The sequence below is a fragment of the Nocardia sp. NPDC003269 genome, from assembly GCF_042888005.1.
GTDB lineage: Bacteria > Actinomycetota > Actinomycetes > Mycobacteriales > Mycobacteriaceae > Nocardia.
On record NZ_JBIAPA010000002.1, the window covers coordinates 1449000 to 1472674 of the forward strand.

Genomic DNA, 23675 nt, shown 5'->3' on the forward strand with positions numbered 1-23675 from the left:
TCCGGTAGGACATGACACGCGTCGAATCGAACAACAATGCGGGGGCGGTACCCGGACAGGCCGGGGCGGTCCCCGATCCACAGCAACCAGTAGAAGTGGTCATCGTGACCGGCTTGTCCGGCGCGGGCCGCGGCACCGCCGCGCGCGTATTGGAGGATCTCGGCTGGTACGTCACCGACAACCTGCCGCCCGAACTGATCGGGCGGATGATCGAGCTCGGCGCCGCGGCCGAACCACCGGTCCGGCGCCTGGCACTGGTCATGGACGTGCGCAGCCGCTTCTTCACCGGTGACCTCTCCGGCGTCACCGAGCAGCTGCGCTCGGCGGGCATCCGGACAAGAGTGCTGTTCCTCGAGGCCTCCGACGACGTGCTGATCCGGCGCTTCGGTTTCGCCCGCCGCAGGCACCCGCTGCAGAGCGACAGCCCCGACGGCACGCTCTCGGCGGGCCTGACCGCCGAGCGGGTCCGGCTCGCGGCGGTGAAGGCGGCCGCCGATGTCGTCATCGACACCACCGAGCTGTCGATCCACCAGCTGCACCGCAAGCTGGAGGAGGTCTACGGCGCTGGCGCGCCCGCCGCGCTGCAACTGACCGTGCAGTCGTTCGGGTTCAAGTACGGTGTTCCACTCGACGCCGACATGGTGTTGGATGTTCGATTCCTGCCCAACCCGCACTGGATTCCCGAGCTGCGGGAACACACGGGGCAGGAATCGGTGGTCAGCGACTACGTGTTGTCGAGGCCCGGCGCGCAGGACTACCTGCAGACCTGCCACCATCTCGTCGACCTGACCACGACCGGATACCGGCAAGAGGGGAAGCGATACATGACGGTGGCAGTGGGGTGCACCGGCGGCAAACATCGCAGCGTCGCGATCGCCGAGGCGCTCGGTGAGCGCATCGGCGCCGATACCGGGCACGCGGCCGTGGACGTCGTCCGCGTCGTGCACCGGGATCTGGGGCGCGAATGAGTGGATGGGAAGCCGACCCAGCCGTCGTCGCGCTGGGCGGCGGACACGGGCTCTACGCGACCCTGACGGCGGTACGCAGGCTGACCAGGCGGATCACCGCGGTCGTGACGGTCGCCGACGACGGTGGGTCCTCGGGCCGGTTGCGCGGTGAGCTGGGCATGCTGCCGCCGGGTGACCTGCGGATGGCGCTGGCCGCGCTGTCGGAGGACGCCGACGGCGTGTGGACCACGACGGTGCAGCACCGCTTCGGTGGCACCGGGGCGCTGGCCGGTCACTCGGTGGGCAATCTGATCCTGGCCGGCCTCACCGATGTCCTCGGTGATCCGGTGGCCGCGCTCGACGAGGTGGGCAGACTGCTGCGGATCACCGGCCGGGTGTTGCCGATGTCGCCGGTCCCGCTCGACATCGAGGCCGAAGTGTCGGGCCTGGAGTCGGATCCGCGGATCGGGCGCAGTGTGCGCGGTCAGGTTGCGGTGGCGACCACGCCGGGTAAGGTCCGGCGGGTGCGGCTGATTCCGTCCGATCCGCCTGCCAGCCCCGAGGCCACCTCGGCCATCGAGCACGCGGATGTCGTTGTGCTGGGCCCGGGTTCGTGGTTCACCAGCGTCATCCCGCATGTGCTGGTGCCGCAACTGCACGACGCGCTGGTGCACACCAGGGCGCGCAAGGTGCTCGTGTTGAATCTGGCCGCGGAGCCGGGGGAGACGGCCGGCTTTTCCGCCGAACGTCACCTGCATGTATTGTCCCAGCACGCACCGGATTTCGCGGTCGACGAGGTGCTCGTCGACTCGGCGTCGGTGCCCGAAGGGCGGCAGCGGGAACATGTGGCAAGAGCCGCCGAACAGTTGCGTGCACGGGTAACGTTCAGCGATGTCGCCGAACCGGGAACGGATCGGCATCATCCCGGAAAACTTGCCGCCGCACTGGATCAGCTGATCCGGGCGCCGCGGCCGCAACTGGCAGGGCTTCGAGTCGAGGGACGGCACACGGGATCGGATGTGCGTTCCGGGTCGGTGGGAAAGGAGCGCGTCTCGTGGCGATGACAGCCGAGGTGAAGGACGAGCTGAGCAGGCTCGTGGTGTCGCAGGTCAGCTCGCGCAAGGCGGAATTGTCGGCCCTGCTGCGGTTTGCGGGTGGTCTGCACATCGTCGGGGGCCGGGTGATCGTCGAGGCCGAGGTGGACATGGGGTCCATCGCGCGACGACTGCGCCGGGAGATCTTCGAGCTCTACGGGTACGGCTCCGACGTGCACGTGCTCGGTGCGGGTGGGTTGCGCAAGACCTCCCGCTACGTGGTGCGGGTGTCGAAGGAGGGCGAGGCGCTGGCCCGCCAGACCGGTTTGCTCGACGTGCGTGGACGCCCGGTCCGCGGCCTGCCCGCCCAGGTGGTCGGCGGCAGCATCGGCGACGCCGAAGCGGCCTGGCGTGGAGCGTTTCTCGCGCACGGTTCGCTGACCGAGCCGGGGCGGTCCTCGGCGCTCGAGGTGAGCTGCCCCGGGCCGGAGGCCGCGCTGGCGCTGGTCGGTGCCGCCCGGCGGCTCGGGATCACCGCCAAGGCCCGTGAGGTGCGTGGCACCGACCGGGTCGTGGTGCGCGACGGCGAGGCGATCGGTGCCCTGCTCACCCGGATGGGCGCGCAGGACACCCGGCTCACCTGGGAAGAGCGCCGGATGCGCCGCGAGGTGCGGGCCACCGCGAACCGGCTCGCCAATTTCGACGACGCCAACCTGCGGCGTTCGGCCAGGGCGGCCGTGGCCGCGGCCGCGCGCGTGGAGCGGGCGCTGGAGATCCTCGCCGACGACGTGCCCGACCATCTGGCCGCCGCGGGCAGGCTGCGGGTCCAGCACCGGCAGGCCTCGCTCGAGGAGCTGGGTCAGCTGGCCGAGCCGCCGATGACGAAAGACGCGGTGGCGGGCCGGATCCGGCGCCTGCTGTCGATGGCCGACCGGCGGGCCAAGGACCTGGGCATTCCCGACACCGAGTCGGCGGTGACGGCGGAGCTGCTCGACGACGCGTAGCGCGGCATTCGCCGCGCGCTGTGGCGAATCCGACGTTTAGGGCAGAGCGGTCATGCATGATCGCTCTGCCCTTTATTCTGTGGTTCCCGCAGGCAGGGGGCCGGGAACCTCACAAATCACAGGTGGCTGTCGTGAAGCAGGTGACGGCTACTACTGTGGTTCCCGTCGGAATGAATCCGCTTGAAAGCTGAGGAGCGATAACGTGACTGTCCGGGTAGGTATCAACGGCTTCGGTCGTATCGGACGTAACTTCTTCCGTGCGGTGGAGGCGCTGAAGGCTGTCGGCAAGACCGATATCGAGATCGTCGCGGTCAACGACCTCACCGACATCAACACCCTGGCGACCCTGCTGAAGTACGACTCGATCCTGGGTCGGCTGCCGCAGGAGGTCTCCGTCGACGGTGACGTCATCGTCGTGGGCGAGCAGCGCATCAAGGCGCTGGCGATCAAGGAAGGCCCGTCGGCGCTGCCGTGGGGCGACCTGGGCGTCGACATCGTCGTGGAGTCCACCGGCATCTTCACCGACGCCGCCAAGGCCAAGGGCCACCTGTCCGCGGGCGCCAAGAAGGTCATCATCTCCGCGCCGGCCTCCGGCGAGGACATCACCATCGTGATGGGCGTCAACGACGACAAGTACGACGGCAGCCAGAACATCATCTCCAACGCCTCGTGCACCACCAACTGCCTCGGCCCGATCGCCAAGGTCCTCAACGACGAGTTCGGCATCGTTCAGGGCCTGATGACCACCATCCACGCGTACACCCAGGACCAGAACCTGCAGGACGCGCCGCACAAGGACCTGCGTCGCGCCCGCGCCGCGGCCCTGAACATCGTGCCCACCGGCACCGGCGCCGCCAAGGCCATCGGCCTGGTGCTCCCCGAGCTGCAGGGCAAGCTGGACGGCTACGCGCTGCGCGTTCCGGTCCCGACGGGCTCGGTCACCGACCTCACCGCGACCCTGGCCAAGCCGGCCACCATCGACGAGATCAACGCCGCGATGAAGGCCGCCGCCGAGGGCCCGCTGCAGGGCATCCTCAAGTACAACGTGGACCCGATCGTGTCGAGCGACATCGTCACCGACCCGCACTCCTCGATCTACGACGCCCCGCTGACCAAGGTCATCGGCAACGAGGTCAAGGTCGTGTCCTGGTACGACAACGAGTGGGGCTACTCCAACCGCCTCGCCGACCTCATCGGCCTCGTCGGCAAGTCGCTCTGACCGCGATGACTGTTCAGACACTGCAGGATCTCCTGGCCGAGGGCGTCGAAGGCCGGGGCGTGCTCGTGCGCTCCGACCTGAACGTCCCCCTCGACGACAACGGTCAGATCACCGACCCGGGCCGCATCATCGCCTCGGTGCCGACCATCCAGGCGCTGGTCGAGGCCGGCGCCAAGGTGGTCGTGATGGCGCACCTGGGCCGTCCCAAGGGCGAGCCGGACGCCAAGTACTCGCTGGCGCCGGTGGCCGTGAAGCTGGCCGAGCTGCTGGGCCGCAATGTCCAGCTGGCCGGTGACGTGGTGGGCTACGACGCCCTCTCGCGGTCCGAAGGCCTCACCGACGGCGACGTGCTGCTGCTGGAGAACGTGCGTTTCGACGCGCGCGAGACCAGCAAGGACGACGCCGAGCGGGCGAAGCTGGCGGCGGCCTACGTCGAGCTGGTCGGTGACGACGGCGCATTCGTCTCCGACGGTTTCGGCGTGGTGCACCGCAAGCAGGCCTCGGTCTACGACGTCGCCCAGCAGCTGCCGCACTACGCGGGCACGCTGGTGGCAGCCGAGGTCGAGGTGCTCCAGAAGCTCACCCAGGACCCGGCCCGCCCGTACGCGGTGGTGCTCGGCGGCTCCAAGGTCTCCGACAAGCTCGCGGTCATCGAGGCGCTGGCCCCCAAGGTCGACACCCTGGTGATCGGCGGCGGCATGTGCTTCACCTTCCTTGCCGCACAGGGCCTTTCGGTGGGCACCTCGCTGCTGCAGGAAGAGATGATCGACACCTGCAAGGATCTGCTCGAGCGCTTCGGCGACGTGCTGCACCTGCCGGTCGACATCGTCGCGGCCGACAAGTTCGCCGCCGACGCCGACGCGAAGACGGTCGCCTCGACCGAGATCCCCGACGGCTGGATGGGCCTGGACATCGGCCCCGAGTCGGTGGCCCGGTTCGCCGCGCTGCTGACCGAGGCGAAGACGGTGTTCTGGAACGGCCCGATGGGCGTGTTCGAGTTCGAGAAGTTCGCCGCGGGCACCCGCGGGGTGGCCGAGGCCATCGTGACCGCGACCGGCAAGGGCGCGTTCACCGTGGTCGGCGGCGGCGACTCGGCGGCCGCCGTGCGCACCCTCGGCCTGCCCGACGACGGTTTCTCGCACATCTCCACCGGTGGTGGCGCGTCCCTGGAATACCTGGAAGGCAAAGAGCTGCCCGGTATTTCGGTGCTGGAGGGCTGAGCGATGGCACGGAAACCGCTCATCGCGGGCAACTGGAAGATGAACCTCAATCACCTCGAGGCCATCGCACTGGTGCAGAAGGTGGCCTTCGCGCTGCCGGAGAAGTACTTCGCCAAGGTCGACGTGTCGGTGATCCCGCCGTTCACCGACCTGCGCAGCGTGCAGTCGGTGGTCGAGGGCGACAAGCTCCTGCTCACCTACGGCGCGCAGGACGTGTCGGTGCACGATTCCGGTGCCTACACCGGCGAGATCAGCGGGTCGATGCTGGCCAAGCTGGGCTGCACCTTCGCGGTGGTCGGGCACTCGGAGCGTCGTCAGTACCACAACGAGGACGACGCCACCGTGCTGGCCAAGACCAAGCAGGCGCTGAAGAACGAGATCACCCCGATCGTCTGCATCGGTGAGGGTCTGGGCGTCCGCGAGGCGGGCACGCACGTCGAGTACAACCTCGAGCAGCTGCGTGGTTCGCTGAAGGGCCTGACGGCCGAGCAGATCTCGCAGGTCGTCATCGCCTACGAGCCGGTCTGGGCGATCGGCACGGGCAAGGTCGCCTCGGCGGCGGACGCGCAGGAAGTCTGTGGCGCGATCCGGGCCGAGCTGGCCGAGCTGGCCTCGCCGGAGGTCGCCGCGGGTGTCCGCGTGCTCTACGGCGGTTCGGTCAACGCCAAGAACGTCGGCGAGCTGGTCGGTCAGCCCGACATCGACGGCGCCCTGGTCGGCGGTGCTTCGCTCAAGGCGGACGAGTTCGCCACCCTGTCGGCGATCGCCGCGGGTGGACCGCTGCCCTGATCGGGTAGACAGCGACGAGGGGCCGGAAACCGCACTGGTTTCCGGCCCTTTCGGCGTTCGGCGCTACTGCGCGTGCAGGACCAGGCCGCTGCCGTTGTCGTTGCGCAGGGTGAGGGTGTCGCCGTCGACGGTGGCCGTGGTGCGGCCGTCCAGGGCGGTCAGCACGCTGCTCTCGACCTCCATGACCTCCGGCGCACACATCATCTTGGTGGTGGCGACGGCGAAGTTCACCGCGTCGCCGGGGCCGATGCCCGCCGTGCCGGTCATCCGGTTGCAGCCGGCCATCCCGGTGACCGTGCCGCCCTCGCCGATCGTCAGGTTCGGGCTCACCTCGTCGAGGGTGGTGGAGCGGACCTGTCCCTGTGGGGTGAGCAGGGTGGTGACCACCCAGGTGGTGCCGAGCAGCGGCTTGTCCGGGGTGACGATCTTCTTGTCGGTGAGGTGGACGGTGACCGTCTTGCCGGTCAGCGTCAGCTTGTCGCCGTCGAGGCGCCAGGTGGGGTCGGACTCCAGGAAGGTGTTCTGCCAGGCGTCCGCGCGGCCCCGGTCACCGGTGCACGCCATCAGGGTGCCCGCCAGCGGGGAGGTGTGCAGGATGTGGTTGCTCAGGTCGACGGTGCCGCTGCTGGTGTTGCAGCCCGAGTTCGCCGAGATCCGGCCGTCGGCGAAGGTCAGCGTCATCGGACCGCCGCCGGGGATGCTGTCGCCGTCGACCTCGGTGGAGATGTAGGTGTGGCCCATCGGGGTCGCCGAGTCGTCGGGGGCCTTCGGTTCTTCCGAGGAGGAGCAGGCCGTGGCCGCGGCGGTGGCGAGCACACAGAGCGCGGCGAGACGGATCAGTGTTGCCGACATGTCGCCCATCGTACGGCTCGCGGTGCGGCGAATCCGTTGCCCGAGTACACCGGGTCGCGCGCCGTTGCGCGCCCGTCCCCGGCCGTTCGCCAGGGATATGCTCGGCGGGTGAGCAGCGTGACGGCGGAACCGGTGTCGACGTGGGCGCCGTTGCGGTCGCCGGTGTACCGGGCGCTGTGGATCGCGCAGCTGGTGTCGAATCTGGGCACCTGGATGCAGACCGTCGGCGCGCAGTGGATCCTGGTCGACGCGCCGAACGCGGCGGCGCTGGTGTCGTTCGTGCAGACCGCGCTGGCCCTGCCGGTGATGCTGCTGTCCATCCCGTCCGGGGTGCTCGCCGACCTGGTCGACCGGCGCAGATTGCTGATCGGCGCGCAGACCGGAATGGCACTGGCCTCGCTCACCCTCACCGTGTTCACCGCGACCGGGCACACGACGCCCGCGGTCCTGCTGACCCTGCTGTTCCTGCTCGGCTGCGGACAGGCGCTCACCGCGCCCGCGTGGCAGGCGATCCAGCCCGAGCTGGTGCCGCGCGACCAGATCACCTCCGCGGCCGCGCTGGGCAGTATGAGCATCAATATCGGTCGCGCGGTGGGGCCCGCGGTCGCGGGTGTGATCGTGTCGATCGCCGGGCCGACGGTGGTCTTCGGGTTCAACACCCTGTCGTTCGTCGGGATCGTCGCGGTGCTGCTGGTGTCCAAGTGGCCGACCCGGCCGCGCACCCTGCCGAGCGAACGCCCGCTCGCGGCGCTCCAGGCGGGCACCCGGTTCATCCGCGCGGCGCCCGCGATCCGGCGGGTGCTGTTCCGCGCGATCCTGTTCATCGCGCCGGCGAGCGCGGTGTGGTCGCTGCTGCCGGTGATCGCGCACGACCGGCTCGGCCTGGCCTCCGACGGCTACGGCCTGCTGCTCGGCGCGCTCGGGTTGGGTGCGGTGTGCGGCGCGCTCGGCCTGTCCCGGTTGCGGGTGCTGTTCACCCCGACCCAGCGACTCGCCTTGGCGGCGGTGCTGTTCGGGCTCGGCGCGGTGGCGACCGCGCTGGTGCCGAACGTGCCGCTGGTGCTGATCCTGCTGGTCGGGGCCGGTCTCGCCTGGTTGCTGGCGATGTCGACGTTGAACTCGACGATGCAGCTGCTGCTGCCCGCGTGGGTGCGGGCACGCGGGCTGTCGGTGTACATGCTGGTCTTCATGGGCGGGCAGGCCATCGGCTCGCTGCTGTGGGGCCTGGTCGCGGGCGCGTACGGCGCGGTGACGGCACTGCTGATCGCGGCGGTCCTGCTGGCCTGCTGCGCGGTGAGCACGGTGTGGTGGCCGATCCGGCACAACGTGGAGGACATCGATCTCTCCCCGGCGGCGTTCTGGCCGGAACCGCAGCTCGTCGTCGAGCCCGACCCGGAGGACGGCCCGGTCCTGGTGATGCGCGGCTACGACGTGCCGCCCGAGGACGTAGCGGTGTTCACCGAGTCGATGGCGCTGGTCGGACGGTCCCGGCAGCGGACCGGGGCGATGGAGTGGCGGCTCTACCGCGACGTCGGCACCGTCGACCGGTTCGTCGAAGCGTTCGTGGTGCGGTCCTGGGCCGAGCACATGCACCAGCATCAGGTCCGGTTGACCGCTCGCGATCAGGAGATCGAGCTGATGGTCGCGGGCTGGTCGGCCGGGGCGGAAACGGTGTCCCACCTGGTCGCGGTCGAGCCTGGTTAGACCTGCCGCCCGTCGACCCCATAGGATGGGCGCCATGTCGCTGTTCCTCGATATCCTCCTTGTGATCACCAGCGTCCTGTTGGTGCTGCTGGTGCTGCTGCACCGCGCCAAGGGTGGCGGCTTGTCCAGCCTGTTCGGTGGCGGCGTCCAGTCGAGCCTGTCCGGCTCCACCGTGGTCGAGAAGAACCTCGACCGCATCACCATCTTCGTCGGCCTCGTCTGGCTGATCGCGATCCTCGGCATCGGCCTGGAGATCAAGTTCGCCTGAGTTGTGCCGAGGTCGCTAGACCACCGACCACACCACCCGCTGCGCGGCCGCCTCGATGGCCTCCTCGCCGAGCAGCACCGTGTCGGCCGCCGGGCCGAGGGGCACGAAGCTGTCCGCACTGGTGACGCGGGCGAGCGTGCCCTGGAACCCCGCGTCGACGAGTGCCGCGAACACCGACTCCGACACCCCGCCCGCGCGGCGGGTCTCGTCGGCGACGAGCACCCGCCCGCTCGCCTCGGCGTGGTGCAGCAGGTCGGCGATCGGGAGCGGGTTGAGCCAGCGCAGGTCGACGACGCGGACCCGGATGTTCTGGGTGGCGAGCCGGTCGGCGGTGCGCAGGCTCATCGGTACCCCGTTGCCGAAGGTGACCAGGGTGAGGTCGGTGCCCTCGCCGTAGACGCGGGCGCGCCCGATCGGCACGTGGTCGGAGGTCGGTGTGGCGAGCCAGGATTCGTCGCCCGGATGCAGATCCCTGGTGTGGTACAGGGCGATCGGTTCCACGAACAGGCACACGCGGCCGTCGACCCTGGCGGCGGACACACACGTCCGCAGCATGGCCGCCGCGTCGTCGGCGCGGGCGGGCACGGCCAGCACGACCCCCGGGATGTCCCGTAGCGCCGCCAGGGAATCGTCGTTGTGGAAGTGACCGCCGAAGCCCTTCTGATACGCGAGTCCGGCGATCCGCACCACCATCGGATTGCGGTACTGCCCGTTGGAGAAGAACGACAGCGTCGCCGCCTCGCCGCGGATCTGATCGGCGGCATTGTGCACATACGCCAGGTACTGGATCTCCGGAATCGGCACGAACCCGGCGAGCGCGGTGCCCAGCGCGGTACCGAGGATGCTCTGTTCGTCGAGCAGGGTGTCGAAGACCCGGCGCGCGCCGAACCGCTTGCGCAGCCCCTTGGTGACGCCGTAGACCCCGCCCTTGCGGCCCACGTCCTCGCCGAAGACCAGCACGTCGCGGTCGCGGGCGAGCAGGTCGCCCAGGGTGTGGTTGATCGCCTGGGCGACGGTCATCGGGGGCTGGTCGGTGGTGTCGACGTGGTCGCGCAGGACATCGGCACGGACCGCGTCCGGGGTGGCGGGCGCGAGCGGGGCGGTGACGGCGCCCGCCGAGCTCAGCCGGGGCTCGCGCACCACCTTCTCCGCCGTGTCGCGTACCGCGCCGCCGATCCGGTCGTAGCGGGCGAGCAGGTCGGCGGTGTCGGCGATCCCCGCCGACAGCAGGTAGCGGGCGGTGCCGAGCAGCGGATCGCGGGCCAGATCGGCGGCGATCTCGGCCGGGCCGCGATAGGCGCCCTCGACATCGGAGCCCGCGTGCCCACCGAGCCGCACCGTGCGCACGTGCAGAAAGACCGGCACCCGCCAGGTCCGGGCGAGATGCACCGCGTCGTCCGCGGCGCCGAGGACATCGGGCAGATCGCAGCCGTCGGTGGCGAGGTAGGTCAGGCCCGGCCGCGGCCCGTAGTCGCGCTCGATCCAGTCCGGCGGCGTCGGTACGCTGATGCCGAGCCCGTTGTCCTCGCAGACGAACACGATCGGCATCGGCACGCCCTGGTGTGAGGCGTGCACTGCGGCGTTGATCGCCCCCGCCGCGGTCGAGTGGTTGGCCGAGGCGTCGCCGAAACTGCACACCACCACCGCGTCGGCGGGCCACGGGCACGGAATCCCCTGGCGGGCGGCCCGATCCAGGGCGAAGGCCAGGCCGACCGCGCGGGGCAGGTGCGAGGCGATGGTCGAGGTCTGCGGGATGATCGCGGCCTGCTTGCTGCCGAACACCTTGTGCCTGCCGCCGGAGATGGGATCGGCGGCCGCCGCGACGACGCCGAGCAGCACGTCCCGGATCGGGTCGAGGCCGGTCACCCGACGGCAGCGCTGCACGAAGAAGGCCCCGGACCGGTAGTGCAGCAGGGCCGGATCGTCGACCCGCAGGGCCGCCGCCACCGCCGCGTTTCCCTCGTGCCCCGAGGACCCGATGCTGTAGTACCCCTGCCGTGCCGCGCCGAGCCGCCGGGCGGTCAGATCGAGATGCCTGCTGGTCACCTGGGATTCGAAGATCTCCAGCCCGACGGCCGCGTCGATCGCGGGTGGCCCGTCGGTGCGTGGCGGGACCGTCAGCTCCGTGAGCGCCGTCCGGAAGGCCGCGTCGAGATCGACCGCCCCGCTCATGGCCGCGCTCCGTCGGCCGCACCCACTCCTCGCAGATCGCGCATCGTCACCACTCCTCGCTCGAGTCGAGTCGACGTCCGTTCGCCGGCGTTGCCAGGACTCCGATGCTAGGCGCTCCGGCCGCCGAACTCGGCCGTTCGGGCCCGGACACTCGGTGGATGTCGCGATCGGCCCCGCGACCGCGATGCCCGCCCGGTCGGCGCGCGTGCCTGCTCGGCGGGCGCTACTCGGCCGGTGGTGTCTGCTCGCGGGGGACGACCCAGAGCGCCTCCGCGAGCGCGCAGAGGTCGCCGTCGCGGGTGGAGAGGGCGACACCCACCGTGTATTTGCGACCCTCGGCGTGGATCGGCCAGGCGTGGGCGATGTACTCCGCGCCGGCCGGGACCGGACGGAAGCGGGTGGCGGTGAGCGCCGCGGTGACGGCGCCGCGGGCCATCTTCTGGAACGTCCACGCGGCGATGCCGCCGGGGCAGTCGAGGGCGGACCAGACGATCTCCGGTGGGAGTTCGCCGGTGGCGTCGGCCAGGCTCAGATCGGGGGTCCAGGCGGCGGCGACCATCGGCCGGTCCGGCACCGGCCAGGGGAACAGGCGCAGGCCGTGGCCGGGGGAGCACTCGACACCGCAGCCGAAGCAGTCCGTCACCGGGCGGTGCGGGCTGGCGAGCGCGGCGTCGGCTGCCCGCTTGGCGGCGGACCAGGACGGGCCGGGCGGTGCGGTGATGCCGAGGTCGGCGGGCGCGGCGGTGGCGAGGACGGTGCCGTCCGCGTCGGTCAGGGTCGCGTGACCCGGTGCGCCCGCGGGCAGCGCGATCGGGGTCTCGATCGGGACCGCGCGGCGGAAATCGACGCACACCGTGTCGGCGCCGGAGCGGCGCGCCAGCAGGCCCGCGACGTACCCGCCGAACGCCACCTGCGGATAGCCGTGCACATGGGCCGGAATCGTCACCGTCTCGGTCTGGATCATGCTGGTGGTCACCCTTTCGGCCGGTCGAACACCTCCGACGATATCGATGCGGCACCGCAGGCCGACAGGGTGTCCACACGAAAGGGCCGGGCCCAGTAGGACCCGGCCCTTCGGTGACGCGATTACTCCTCGTCGAGGAGCAGGTCCGCGGCGGCGGCCTCGTCGACGACCCAGGTGGTCGATTCGATGCCGACCGCGCCGGCGGAGGGCACGTCGTCGGGGGAGGCCCCGTTGACGGCAGCGGTGACCGCGGCGGCCTTGCCGACGCCGCTGACCACCAGCATGACGTGGCGGGAACGGTGCACGGCGGGCAGCGTCAGCGACACCCGGGTGGGCGGCGGCTTCGGGCAGTCATGAACCGCGACAACGTAATCCGTGGTCTCCCGGATCGCCGGGGAATGCGGGAACAGCGAGTTGATATGCCCCTCGGGCCCCATGCCGAGCACGGTCAGGTCGAACTCGCCGCGCTCGTCGAGCTCGGTGTGCACGATCTGCGCGTACGCGGCGGCCGCGGCCTCCGGGGAGCCGTAGGTGCCGTCGGACGGCGCGATCGGGAACACGTGCGCGGGGTTCAGCGGAACGAAATCGAGCAGCGCCTGCCTGGCTTGCAGCTCGTTGCGGTCCGGGTCGCCGTCGGGCACGAAACGCTCGTCGCCCCAGTAGACGTAGAGGGTCGACCAGTCGATGTCGCCCGGGTCGCGCCGGACCCGCTCCAGCAGCCGGATGCCGTCGCTGCCGCCCGTGAGCACCACCGAGGCGGTACCGCGCTCGGCCTGCGCGGCTACGATCACCTCGACGAAGCGTTCGGCCGCGGCATCGGCGAGACCGTCGGGATCGTCGTGGACTTCGACGGTGTTGGCGGGGAATTCGGCGCCGAGTTCGTCGTGCACGTCGATGTGCTCACTCATAGGTCACCTTCTCGATTCCGGCGAGTGCCTCGGCGTAGATCTCGTCGGCGTCGAGCCGGCGCAGTTCCTCGGCGAGGCAGTCGCGAGTTTCCCGGCGCGCCAGCGCGATGCGCTGGTCGGGTTCGCCGGTGCGGGTCAGCGTTGCGGTTCTTCCCAGTTGCGGCCTGCTGATGGCGATCGAATCCGTGCGGCGGTGCAGCTCCACCTTCAGCTCGCCCGTCCGGCGGACGACGGGACAGTTCAGCCGCGCGGCCAGCCAGCCCGCCAGGGTGTCCAGCGCGGGCTCACTGGCCAGGCCCGACACGGTCACCGAGGTGACCGGCTCGAACGGCGGCTCGTCCAGCGCGGCCGCCAGCAGCGCCCGCCAGTAGGTGATCCGGCTCCACGCGAGATCGGTGTCGCCCACCGCGTAGGAGTAGCGCCGCTTCTTGATCGCGGCCTGCGGATCGGGCGCGAAGGTGGCGTCGGTGATCCGGCGCTTGGCCAGCTTGCCCACGGAGTCCATCGACGGGAACTCCGGCGCGCCCCGCGGCCACCACGCCACCACGGGGGTGTCGGGCAGCAGGAACGGGGTGACGACGCTGCTCTCGTGGTTCACCAGCGGACCCTGCAACCGCAGCACGATCACCTCGGCCGCGCCCGCGTCGCCGCCGACCCGGATCTGGGCGTCGAGGCGGGTGTCGGCGTCGCGGTCACCGCGGGCCAGCACGATCACCCGGCAGGGGTGTTCGCGGCTGGCGTCGTTGGCGGCGTCGATCGCGTCCTCGGCCTCGGAGGAGTCCAGGGTGCAGACCACCAGGGTGAGCACCCGGCCCTGGGTGATGACGCCGTTGGTCTCGCGCAGCTGCACCATCTTCTTGGCCACGTCGACCGTGGTGGTGTCGGGCATGTCGACGATCACGGGCGCCGCCACTCCCGCCCGCTGCGCGCGAGCATCTCGTCGGCCGAGGCCGGACCCCAGGTGCCCGCCTCGTAGGGTTCGGGCTTGCCGTCGGCGGCCCAGTGCGCCAGCACCGGATCGAGGATGCGCCAGGACAATTCGACCTCCGCGTTCACCGGGAACAGCGAGGGCACGCCGAGCAGCACGTCCAGGATCAGCCGCTCGTAGGCCTCGGGCGAGGACTCGGTGAACGCCTCGCCGTAGCTGAAGTCCATGTTCACGTCGCGCACTTCCATGCCGGAGCCCGGCACCTTGGAACCGAAGCGCAGGGTGATGCCCTCGTCCGGCTGCACCCGGATGACCAGCGCGTTCTGGCCGAGCTCCTCGGTCATCGTCTGGTCGAAGGGCAGGTGCGGCGCGCGCTTGAAGATCACCGCGATCTCGGTGACCCGGCGGCCGAGGCGCTTGCCGGTGCGCAGGTAGAACGGGACGCCCGCCCAGCGGCGGTTCTCCACGTGCGCGGTGATCGCGGCGTAGGTCTCCGTGCGCGACTGCGGGTCGAAGCCCTCTTCCTCGTGCAGGCCCACCACGTGCTCGCTGCCCTGCCAGCCCTCGGTGTACTGACCGCGCGCGGTCGTCTCGTCCAGTGGCTCGACGAGTTTCGTGGCCGAGAGCGCCTTGATCTTCTCGGTGGTCAGCTGCTGGGGCTCGAAGGAGGTGGGTTCCTCCATCGCGGTGAGCGCCAGCAGCTGCAGCAGATGGTTCTGGATGACGTCGCGGGCGGCGCCGATGCCGTCGTAGTACCCGGCGCGCCCGCCGAGACCGATGTCCTCGGCCATGGTGATCTGCACGCTGTCGACGTAGTTGGCGTTCCAGATCGGCTCGAACAGCTCGTTGGCGAAGCGCAGCGCCAGGATGTTCTGCACCGTCTCCTTGCCGAGATAGTGATCGATGCGGAAGACCTGCTCCTCCGGGAACACCCGATTGACCAGCGCGTTGAGTTCCTTGGCGCTGGCCAGGTCGTGCCCGAAGGGCTTCTCGATCACCACCCGGCGCCACGGCAGGTAGCCGTCGGCGTCGGTCCCGGTGGGCTGGGCGAGCTTGTGCTCGGAGAGCTGGTCGAGCACCACCGGGAACATATTCGGCGGAATCGACAGGTAGAAGGCGTAGTTGCCGCCCGTGCCGCGGGTCGCATCCAGGGTCCGCAGGGTGTCGGCGAGCGTCGCGAAGGCGGCGTCGTCGTCGAAACTGCCCTGGACGAAACGCACGCCCTCCGCCAGGTGGTCCCAGACCTCCTGGCGGAAGGGGGTGCGCGCGTGCTGTTTCACGGCGTCGAGGACGACGGCGGCGAAGTCCTCGTGGGCGTAGTCGCGCCGGGCGAAGCCGACCAGTGCGAACCCGGGCGGCAACAGGCCCTGGTTCGCGAGGTCGTAGATGGCCGGCATCAGCTTCTTGCGGGACAGATCTCCGGTGACACCGAAGATCACCATGCAGCAGGGTCCCGCGATGAAGGGAACCCGTTTATCTCGTTCGTCGCGCAGCGGGTTGTGCCACAGCCCCGCCGCCCGATCGCTCGATGCTGTGCCGGCCATCGGGTCAGTTGCCCCCCGCCGCCGCGGAGTTCAGTTCGCCGGTGGTGGCTTCCAGCAGTTCGTTCCACGCCTGTTCGAACTTGTCGACGCCCTCGCGCTCGAGCAGGTCGAACACGTCGTCCAAGTCGATGCCGACCGCGCTCAGGTCGGCGAAGACCTGCGCGGCCTCGACACCCAGCCCGCTGAGCGTGTCGCCGCGCACCTCGCCGTGATCGGCGAAGGCCTGCAACGTCTTCTCCGGCAACGTGTTCACGGTGTTCGGGCCGACGAGCTCGGTGACGTAGAGGGTGTCCGGGTAGTCCGGGTTCTTCACGCCGGTCGAGGCCCACAGCGGCCGCTGCCGGTTGGCGCCCTGCGCGGCCAGGTGGTTGTAGGTGGAGGTGTGCGCCCCACCGTCGAACACGTCCTGGTACTCGGCGTAGGCGAGCCGGGCGTTCGCGACGCCGGCCTTGCCGCGCAGCGCGAGCGCCTCGGGGGTGCCGATCGCCTCCAGCCGCTTGTCGATCTCGGTGTCCACGCGGGAGACGAAGAACGAAGCGACGGAATGGATCTTGGCCAGGTCGTGGCCGCCGATCTTGGCGTTGCGCAGACCGTCGAGGTAGGCGCCCATCACCGCGCGGTAGCGCGGCACCGAGAAGATCAGCGTCACGTTGACGCTGATGCCCTCGCCGATCACCGAGGTGATGGCGGGCAGGCCCGCCTCGGTGGCCGGGATCTTGATGAACAGGTTCTTGCGGTCGACGATCTTCCACAGCTCGATGGCCTGGGCGACGGTCTTGTCCGCGTCGAAGGCGAAGCGCGGGTCGACCTCGATCGACACCCGGCCGTCGACGCCGTTGCTGGCCTCGAACACCGGGGCGAGCACGTCGCAGGCGGCGCGCACGTCGTCGGTGGTCATGGTGCGGATCGCGGCGTCGGCGTCGGCGCCCTGGGCCGCGAGTTCCTTCAGCTGACCGTCGTACTCGTGGCCCTGGCTCAGCGCCGCCTGGAAGATGCTCGGATTCGTGGTGACGCCGACGATGCTCCTGGTCGCGATCAGGTCGGCGAGATTGCCGGACTCGATCCGCTCACGGGACAGGTCGTCGAGCCACACCGAGACGCCCGCGGCCGAGAGCGCGGCGAGATTCTCGTTCTGTGCCATTGGTTTTACCCCTTCACCTTGTCGGTCGAACGCAGCGCGGCGGCGACGACGGCATCGGCGGTGATACCGAACTCGGAGTACAGCTTCTTGAAGTTGGCCGAGGCGCCGAAGTGCTCGATCCCGACGACCTCACCCGCGTCACCGACGAACCGGTGCCACGGCATCGCGATACCGGCCTCGACGGCCACCCGGGCACGCACCGAAGGCGGCAGCACCTCGTCGCGGTAACCCTGCTCCTGCGCGTCGAACCATTCCACGCACGGCATCGAGACCACGCGGGTCGGGATGCCCTGCTCCTCCAGCGTAGTGCGCGCGGCGACGGCGAGCTGGAGCTCGGAACCGGTGCCAATGAGGATGACCTGCGGAGTGCCGGTGGAGGCCTCGGCCAGGATGTAGCCACCCTTCTTGACACCCTCGTAGCTGGTGCCGTCGAGCGTCGGGATGTCCTGGCGGGTCAGCGCCAGCGCGGACGGGCCGTCCTGGTGCGGGGCGTCGTAGGTGTGGAAATGCGAGGTGTGCTCGTCGGAGTCGCGCTCGAGGATGGTGCGCCAGGCGTGCACGGTCTCGTTGGCGTCGCCGGGGCGGACCACGTTGAGGCCGGGGATCGCGCGCAGCGCGGCCAGGTGCTCGATCGGCTGGTGGGTCGGGCCGTCCTCGCCGAGACCGATGGAGTCGTGGGTCCAGACGTAGATGGCGGGCACCCGCATCAGCGCGGCCAGGCGTACGGCCGGGCGCATGTAGTCGGAGAACACCAGGAAGGTGCCGCCGTACGGACGGGTCGGGCCGTGCAGCGCGATGCCGTTGAGGATCGAGCCCATCGCGTGCTCACGGATGCCGAAGTGCAGGGTGCGGCCGTAGGGCTGCGCCTTCCACATGCCGGTGGAGATCGACTCCGGGCCGAAGCTCGGCTGGTTGGGCATCGTGGTGTTGTTGGACTCGGCCAGGTCGGCCGAACCGCCCCACAGCTCCGGCAGCTCGTCGGCGACCGCGGCCAGGAACTTGCCCGACGCCTTGCGGGTGGCCATGCCCTTGGGATCGGTCTCGAAGGCCGGCAGCGCCTCGACCCAGCCCTTGGGCAGGGTGCGGGTCTGCAGGCGGTCGAACAGCGCCTTGTTCGACGGGTTGGCCTCGGCCCACGCGTCGAAACCCTGCTGCCACTTCGCCTTCGCCTCGGCACCGCGGCCGAGCGCCCCGCGGGTGTGCTCGATGACGGCCGGGTCGACGTCGAAGGACTTCTCCGGGTCGAAGCCCAGCGCCTTCTTCACCGCGGCGACCTCGTCGGCGCCCAGCGCCGCGCCGTGCACGCCGCCGGTGTTCATCTTGTTCGGCGCGGGGAAGCCGATGATGGTGCGCAGGATGATGATCGACGGCTTGCCGGTCTCGGCCTTGGCCGCCTCGATGGCCGCCTCGATCGCCACGACGTCCTCGCCGCCCTCGACGATCTGCACGTGCCAGCCGTAGGCCTCGTAGCGCTTGGCGACGTCCTCGGTGAAGGCGATGTCGGTGTCGTCCTCGATGGAGATCTCGTTGTCGTCGTAGATCACCACGAGGTTGCCCAGCTGCTGGGTGCCCGCGATCGAGGAGGCCTCGGCGGTGACGCCCTCCTGCAGGTCGCCGTCGGAGGCGATGGTGTAGATGAAGTGGTCGAACGGGCTGGTGCCCGGCGCGGCCTCGGGATCGAACAGGCCGCGCTCCCGGCGGGCGGCCATCGCCATGCCGACCGCGGAGGCCAGGCCCTGGCCCAGCGGGCCGGTGGTGATCTCGACGCCGTCGGTGTGCCGGAACTCGGGGTGGCCCGGGGTCAGCGAGCCCCACTGGCGCAGGTCCTCGAGGTCGGTCAGCTCCAGGCCGAAACCGGCCAGGTACAGCTGCACGTACAGGGTGAGGCTGGAATGCCCACAGGAGAGCACGAACCGGTCGCGGCCGACCCAGCGCGGCTCCGCCGGGTCGTGGCGCATGGTGCGCTGGAAGAGGGTGTAGGCGACCGGCGCGAGACTCATCGCGGTGCCGGGGTGCCCGTTGCCCGCCTTCTGCACGGCGTCGGCGGCGAGCACGCGGGCGGTATCGACGGCCTTGGTGTCGAGGTCCGTCCAGTCGCTGGGGTAGTTCCGCTGAGTGAGGGCGCGAATGTCGTCTGTGACTGACACGACCGTGGTTCTCCTGACCTAGGTTTCGTCGACGGCGATACATGGCAGCGGCGATGGGTGTCTGATGCGGATCGCACGCGGCCGGGGGTGCGTACCGATGTACATCCATACCCTAGTGGTGGTGCTCGGTGGGACCGGCGCGAACCCTGGTTGTGAGTCTAGTGCCGACCCGGGCGTCGTCTCCCGGTGTGGGCGGCATCGATCGGCGCGCCGGACGGTGGCGTGTCCGCGGTGCCGTTCACCTGCATGTCGATGCCGGTTCACCACCGCGTGCGGCCGGGCGAGGGCCGCGAGCGGCGCGGTGACCGCGCCCACGGTGGCAGGGGCCTGGCGCGGAGCGGCATCGGCGTGGGTCTACCATCGTCTGTAGTAGTGGCCGCGCCGCAGCCGCGCGCTGCTCGTTCCAATGCCGGATGCGAAGCACAGCGTGCGAGGAGAAACAGTGCGGATCGATCCCCAGCCGGGTAGTAGCGGTGCGCACAATTCCTCGACGGCGCTCGCCGATCGCCTCTCCGGCGACGGCCTGGTCTCCAAGGTACTGCGCAAGCCGCTCGCCTACATCGCGCTCACCAAGCCGCGCGTCATCGAGCTGTTGCTGGTCGCCACCATCCCGACCATGCTGCTCGCCGATCGTGGCACCGTCGACATCCGGCTGATCCTGGTCACCCTGTTCGGTGGCTGGATGGGCGCGGCCAGCGCCAACACCCTCAACTGTGTCGCCGACGCCGACATCGACAAGGTGATGAAACGGACCGCGCGGCGCCCGCTGGCCCGCGACGCCGTGCCGACCAGGCACGCGCTGGTCTTCGGTGTCGCCCTCGGCGCGATCTCGTTCGCGTGGCTGTGGTGGCAGGCCAACCTGCTCAGCGGCGTGCTGGTCGTCGCGACGATCCTGTTCTACGTCTTCGTCTACACCAAGGGCCTCAAGCGCCGGACCTCGCAGAACGTGGTCTGGGGCGGCGCCGCGGGCTGCATGCCCGCCCTGGTCGGCTGGTCCGCGGTCACCGGCACCATCGGCTGGCCCGCGATCGTGCTGTTCGCCGTCATCTTCTTCTGGACGCCGCCGCACACCTGGGCGCTGGCGATGCGCTACAAGGAGGACTACCGCGCGGCCGGCGTGCCGATGCTGCCGGTGGTCGCGACCGAGCAGGTCGTCACCAAGCAGATCGTCATCTACACCTGGCTGACCGTGCTGGCCACGCTCGCCCTGGTCCCGGCGACCGGTGTCATCTACACCGCGGTCGCGCTGGTCGCGGGCGCCTGGTTCCTGCTGATGGCCCACCAGCTCTACGCCGGCGTGCGGCGCGGTGAGTCGGTGAAGCCGCTGCGGCTGTTCCTGCAGTCGAACAACTACCTGGCCGTGGTGTTCTGCGGGCTGGCCGTGGACTCGGTGCTCGGCTGGAACACGGTGGGCTCCTTCATCGGGCTGTAGATCCCGCACACGAACGGCGGCCGGGCAGACACTGCCCGGCCGCCGTTGTGTCCGGCATCGGTTCCGTTCACCAGCGGCGGGCCAGATGGCCGTCCGGGCGGATCAGGATCTGGGTGCCGGGGGTGGCCGCGTAGGCGGTGAAGGCGTGTCCGTCCGTGTCGACCAGGGTGGTGGAGGCGAGCTCGGTGACCGCGGGGTGATGCGGGCCGTCGGCGCGGTGGATCTCGACCGTGCGCATCGGGGGAGCGCCGACGGACGCGTCGTTCGCCGGGAGTGCGGTCAGCGCGAGGTCGGTGTCGGGTGTGCTGGGGTGCGGCGCGGCGTCGGCCGGTGCGAAACGCAGCAGGGTGGCGTGCGGGCCGCGGAAGAGATCGAAGAGCCGGATACGACGACCGGTGGCGTCCACGAGCGGGGCGTCCGGCGCGCGGTCGCCCGCGACGAGCGGACCCCGCTCGGCGGGGGAGCGGTAGGAGATGCCGAGCTGGCGGGTCTCGGGGCCGCGGCGCATCGCGTCCTCGTCGCCGTCGACGAGCTTGTCGAGGAGCGCGGTGCTCAGGCCGAGGACCTGGGCGGCGACGGTGCGGCGTTCCGGTTCGTAGGTGTCGAGCGGGGCCGGGTCGCCCGCGAGGGCCGCGGCCAGCTTCCAACCGAGGTTGTAGGCGTCCTGGACGCCGGTATTGAGGCCCTGGCCGCCGGTCGGCGGGTGGACGTGTGCGGCGTCGCCCGCGAGCAGCACCCGGCCGTCCCGGAACCGCGCGGCGAGGCGAATGTTGGGGCGCCACACCGTGACCCAGGACAGATCGGTCAGGGTCAGGTCCAGCGCGGGCGCGTGCCGGTCGGCGAGCTCCTGGAGGGTGGCCAGGTCGGCGGCTTGGTCCTGCGAGAGCGGGGCGGCGAACTGGAAGCGGCGCCCGCCGGGCAGGGGTGACAGGGCGAATCCGGTCATCGGCTGGTCGGCCGCCGCGGCGAACCAGTAGCCGAACTCGTGGTCGAGGGCGTCGACGCGGACATCGCCGAGCAGCATCCTGATCGAATCGTCGGTGCTGCCCTCGAACGCGATACCCAGGCGCTTGCGGACCGTGCTCGCCCCGCCGTCGGCACCCACCAGATAGCGCGTGCGCACCGTCTCCCGGCGGCCGTCGCGTTCCAGGATCACCGTCACGCCGGTGGCGTCCTGCGTGAATTCGACCAGCGCCGTGCCGAATTCGATCTGGCCACCCAGCTCGGCCAGCCGGTCCCGCAGGATCGCCTCGGTGTCGGACTGGCCGAGCACCCACGCGTTCGGGTACGGCACGTCGGGGGTCGGCGCGACCGGCTCGGCCATCCGTCGCTCACCGGCGAACTCGCCCCCGAAGTAGGCGCGCATCACCGGGAGGTCGCGCCCGGCGGCCAGCACCGCGTCGAGGACGCCGAGATCGTCGAACACCTCGAGCGTGCGCGGCTGGATGCCGTCACCGCGCGAGCCCTGGAAGGCCGACGCCGCCCGGTCGACGACCCGGACGGCGACGCCGCGCCGCGCGAGATCGATGGCGAGGGTGAGCCCGGTCGGGCCCGCACCGGCGACGAGTACCTGGTCGGTCATGCGAACTGCCTCCTGCGACAAGAACTGAATTCACATTCAGTGAATATGAATTCAGTTTCAGCGTTGGTACGGTGCTTGTCAAGGAGGTGGCCTCGGATGGCAGGCAGGCGCGAGAAATCCGCGGAGACCGAGCAGGCGCTCAAGGACGCGGCCCGGCAGGTGTTCGCCGAACATGGCTACCTCAACGCGAAGATCACCGACATCACCGCCACCGCGGGCCGGGCGGCCGGGTCGTTCTACAACCACTTCGCGAGCAAAGAGGAACTGCTGCAGGCGCTGCTGGCCGATATCGCGGCGGCGGGCGACGAGCGCGCGGCCGATCCCGAGCACAACGGGGACTTCACCGATCCGGCGGCGATCCGCTATCACGTGCGCGGCTACTGGACCTTCGCGCGCGAGCACGCCGCGGTGCTGCGGGCGATCGAGCAGGCGGCGCAGGTGAGCCCCGAATTCGCCCGCGTCATCGCGGGATTCGGGGCGGCGCAGCGTGCCGACATCGCCGACCATATCGCCGACTTCCCCGAGCGCGGGCTCCGGCTGCCGGGGACCGTGGACGCCAGTCTGGCGATGATGTTCGCGGCGGTCGACGGGATGCTGCGGATGGTGGCGGACGGCTCGGTGACGATCGGTGACGAGGAGGCGATCGAGTCGATCACGCGCTTCGTCTACCGGGGGCTCACCGGTCGCGACTACTGACCTCGCGCCCCGCCGGGGTGTGCGGGTCCCCGGCGGATGCGGCAGTGGGCATGGATCCGCCGGGAGCCCGAGGTGAGCCGACGTCCCTAGGGCAGCAGGACGAGGGAGCCGGTGGTCTTGCGCGCGGCGAGATCCCGGTGGGCCTGGGCCGCGTCCGCGAGCGGGTAGGTCGCGCCGATCCGGAAGGTCAGCGTGCCCGCCGCGATGGCGTCGAACACATCCGTCGCGCGCCACAGGAATTCGGTGCGGGTGCGGGTGTAGGCGACCAAGGACGGGCGGGTCAGCCAGAGCGACCCGGCGGGGTTGAGGCGCTGCGGGTCGAACGGCGGGACCGCACCGCTGGCGGCGCCGAACAGGGCGAGAGTGCCGCGCACGCGCAGCGCGGCCAGGCTCGCTTCGAACGTGCTCGCGCCGACACCGTCGTAGACCACCGCGACACCGTCGCCGTCGGTGAGCTCGCGGACCCGCGCGGCCAGGTCGTCGCCGTAGCGCAGGACCTCCGCCGCGCCCGCCTCGCGGGACAGCTTCTCCTTGTCGTCGGTGGAGACGGTGGTGATCACCCGCGCGCCCTTGGCGGCGGCCATCTGGGTGAGCAGCAGGCCGACGCCGCCGGCGCCCGCGTGGATCAGCACCGGGTCGCCCGGCTCGGGCCGGAACACCGATTCGATCAGGTAGTGCGCGGTCATGCCCTGGAGCAGGGCGGCGGCCGCCACGGTGGGGTCGACGGCATCGGGCACCCTCACCGCCACCGCCGCGTCCACGGCGACCCTGTCCGCGTAGCTGCCCGGCGCCGCTGCCCAGGCGACCCGGTCGCCCACGGCGAACTCGGTGACCTCGGCGCCGACCGCCGCGACGACACCGGTGCCCTCGGAGCCCGGAATGTACGGAGTCGCCTGCGGGTACTGGCCGGTGCGGAAGTAGATATCGATGTAGTTGACGCCGACGCCCTGGGTGTCGACCAGCAGCTGACCGGGCCCGATCTGCGGATCGGCCACCTCGACGTACCGCAGGACCTCGGGACCACCGTGCTCGGAAACCTGAATGGCGCGCATGAGTCTCCTTTGTACACCCCGTGTTCGACGCCACTCGGGGGTGGACTCGCGACTACCGGCCGGTAAACTCTG

Annotated in this window: 20 protein-coding genes; 10 read left to right on the forward strand and 10 right to left on the reverse strand. The window is 70.5% G+C overall.

What is annotated here, in order from left to right; genetic code table 11:
* Window positions 1–11: 11 nt before the first annotated feature.
* The 6 genes from rapZ (at window position 12) to tpiA (ending at window position 6213) form a co-directional block, all read left to right on the forward strand.
* Complete coding sequence (rapZ, locus tag ACFYWJ_RS17100; RefSeq protein WP_355281309.1) at window positions 12–968, forward strand: RNase adapter RapZ; 957 nt, start codon at window positions 12–14, stop codon at window positions 966–968.
* Complete coding sequence (gene yvcK, locus ACFYWJ_RS17105) at window positions 965–2011, forward strand: uridine diphosphate-N-acetylglucosamine-binding protein YvcK (protein WP_355281307.1); 1047 nt, start codon at window positions 965–967, stop codon at window positions 2009–2011. Before rapZ ends, yvcK begins: the two co-directional genes overlap by 4 nt.
* A complete protein-coding gene (whiA, locus tag ACFYWJ_RS17110) occupies window positions 2002–2985 on the forward strand; it encodes a DNA-binding protein WhiA (protein WP_019047780.1) in 984 nt (327 codons plus the stop codon). Before yvcK ends, whiA begins: the two co-directional genes overlap by 10 nt.
* 202 nt (window positions 2986–3187) lie before the next feature.
* Complete coding sequence (gene gap / locus ACFYWJ_RS17115) at window positions 3188–4204, forward strand: type I glyceraldehyde-3-phosphate dehydrogenase (RefSeq protein WP_355281305.1); 1017 nt, start codon at window positions 3188–3190, stop codon at window positions 4202–4204.
* A gap of 5 nt (window positions 4205–4209) precedes the next feature.
* On the forward strand, window positions 4210–5424 hold the full coding sequence (locus ACFYWJ_RS17120; protein WP_316575305.1) for a phosphoglycerate kinase: 1215 nt from the start codon (window positions 4210–4212) through the stop codon (window positions 5422–5424).
* A gap of 3 nt (window positions 5425–5427) precedes the next feature.
* Window positions 5428–6213 (forward strand): triose-phosphate isomerase, encoded by a 786-nt coding sequence (gene tpiA / locus ACFYWJ_RS17125; RefSeq protein ID WP_355281303.1) that lies wholly within the window; start codon window positions 5428–5430, stop codon window positions 6211–6213.
* Between the two features lie 63 nt (window positions 6214–6276).
* Here the strand turns inward: tpiA and ACFYWJ_RS17130 are convergent, their stop codons facing one another.
* Window positions 6277–7065 (reverse strand): META domain-containing protein, encoded by a 789-nt coding sequence (locus tag ACFYWJ_RS17130; protein WP_355281301.1) that lies wholly within the window; start codon window positions 7063–7065, stop codon window positions 6277–6279.
* Window positions 7066–7182: 117 nt separating this feature from the next.
* Between ACFYWJ_RS17130 and ACFYWJ_RS17135 the strand changes: the two genes are divergently transcribed.
* Together ACFYWJ_RS17135 and secG are read left to right on the forward strand one after the other, a co-directional pair.
* Complete coding sequence (locus ACFYWJ_RS17135) at window positions 7183–8769, forward strand: MFS transporter (protein ID WP_378830512.1); 1587 nt, start codon at window positions 7183–7185, stop codon at window positions 8767–8769.
* Between the two features lie 34 nt (window positions 8770–8803).
* Window positions 8804–9037: a preprotein translocase subunit SecG gene (secG, locus tag ACFYWJ_RS17140; protein ID WP_218718250.1), complete on the forward strand. Its 234-nt coding sequence runs from the start codon at window positions 8804–8806 to the stop codon at window positions 9035–9037.
* Window positions 9038–9052: 15 nt separating this feature from the next.
* Here the strand turns inward: secG and ACFYWJ_RS17145 are convergent, their stop codons facing one another.
* The 7 genes from ACFYWJ_RS17145 to tkt form a co-directional block, all read right to left on the reverse strand.
* Complete coding sequence (locus tag ACFYWJ_RS17145; protein WP_355281297.1) at window positions 9053–11209, reverse strand: thiamine pyrophosphate-dependent enzyme; 2157 nt, start codon at window positions 11207–11209, stop codon at window positions 9053–9055.
* A 223-nt stretch (window positions 11210–11432) separates the two neighbouring features.
* Window positions 11433–12173, reverse strand: a complete 741-nt coding sequence (locus ACFYWJ_RS17150; protein ID WP_355281295.1) for a PaaI family thioesterase — start codon at window positions 12171–12173, stop codon at window positions 11433–11435.
* Window positions 12174–12295: 122 nt separating this feature from the next.
* Window positions 12296–13081, reverse strand: coding sequence for a 6-phosphogluconolactonase (gene pgl / locus ACFYWJ_RS17155; RefSeq protein WP_355281293.1), 786 nt, complete (start codon window positions 13079–13081; stop codon window positions 12296–12298).
* Window positions 13074–13982 carry a glucose-6-phosphate dehydrogenase assembly protein OpcA gene (gene opcA / locus ACFYWJ_RS17160; RefSeq protein WP_355281291.1) on the reverse strand — a complete coding sequence of 303 codons (909 nt, stop codon included), beginning with the start codon at window positions 13980–13982 and terminating at the stop codon, window positions 13074–13076. The genes pgl and opcA overlap by 8 nt, the downstream gene beginning before the upstream one ends.
* Window positions 13979–15553 (reverse strand): glucose-6-phosphate dehydrogenase, encoded by a 1575-nt coding sequence (gene zwf, locus ACFYWJ_RS17165; RefSeq protein ID WP_355281290.1) that lies wholly within the window; start codon window positions 15551–15553, stop codon window positions 13979–13981. The genes opcA and zwf overlap by 4 nt, the downstream gene beginning before the upstream one ends.
* Before the next feature lie 4 nt (window positions 15554–15557).
* Entirely contained in the window at window positions 15558–16694 is a 1137-nt protein-coding gene (gene tal, locus ACFYWJ_RS17170; RefSeq protein WP_355281289.1) for a transaldolase, read from the reverse strand.
* A 5-nt stretch (window positions 16695–16699) separates the two neighbouring features.
* Window positions 16700–18841: a transketolase gene (gene tkt, locus ACFYWJ_RS17175; RefSeq protein ID WP_355281287.1), complete on the reverse strand. Its 2142-nt coding sequence runs from the start codon at window positions 18839–18841 to the stop codon at window positions 16700–16702.
* A gap of 442 nt (window positions 18842–19283) precedes the next feature.
* Between tkt and ACFYWJ_RS17180 the strand changes: the two genes are divergently transcribed.
* Window positions 19284–20273 (forward strand): heme o synthase, encoded by a 990-nt coding sequence (locus ACFYWJ_RS17180; protein WP_357345164.1) that lies wholly within the window; start codon window positions 19284–19286, stop codon window positions 20271–20273.
* Between the two features lie 67 nt (window positions 20274–20340).
* On the opposite strand, the gene ACFYWJ_RS17185 is transcribed toward ACFYWJ_RS17180, so the two are convergent.
* Complete coding sequence (locus ACFYWJ_RS17185; RefSeq protein ID WP_355281285.1) at window positions 20341–21855, reverse strand: FAD-dependent monooxygenase; 1515 nt, start codon at window positions 21853–21855, stop codon at window positions 20341–20343.
* A 96-nt stretch (window positions 21856–21951) separates the two neighbouring features.
* Between ACFYWJ_RS17185 and ACFYWJ_RS17190 the strand changes: the two genes are divergently transcribed.
* Window positions 21952–22551 carry a TetR/AcrR family transcriptional regulator gene (locus tag ACFYWJ_RS17190; protein ID WP_355281283.1) on the forward strand — a complete coding sequence of 200 codons (600 nt, stop codon included), beginning with the start codon at window positions 21952–21954 and terminating at the stop codon, window positions 22549–22551.
* Window positions 22552–22637: 86 nt separating this feature from the next.
* Here ACFYWJ_RS17190 and ACFYWJ_RS17195 read toward each other — a convergent pair whose 3' ends face one another.
* A complete protein-coding gene (locus tag ACFYWJ_RS17195) occupies window positions 22638–23603 on the reverse strand; it encodes a quinone oxidoreductase (protein WP_355281281.1) in 966 nt (321 codons plus the stop codon).
* Window positions 23604–23675: the final 72 nt, after the last annotated feature.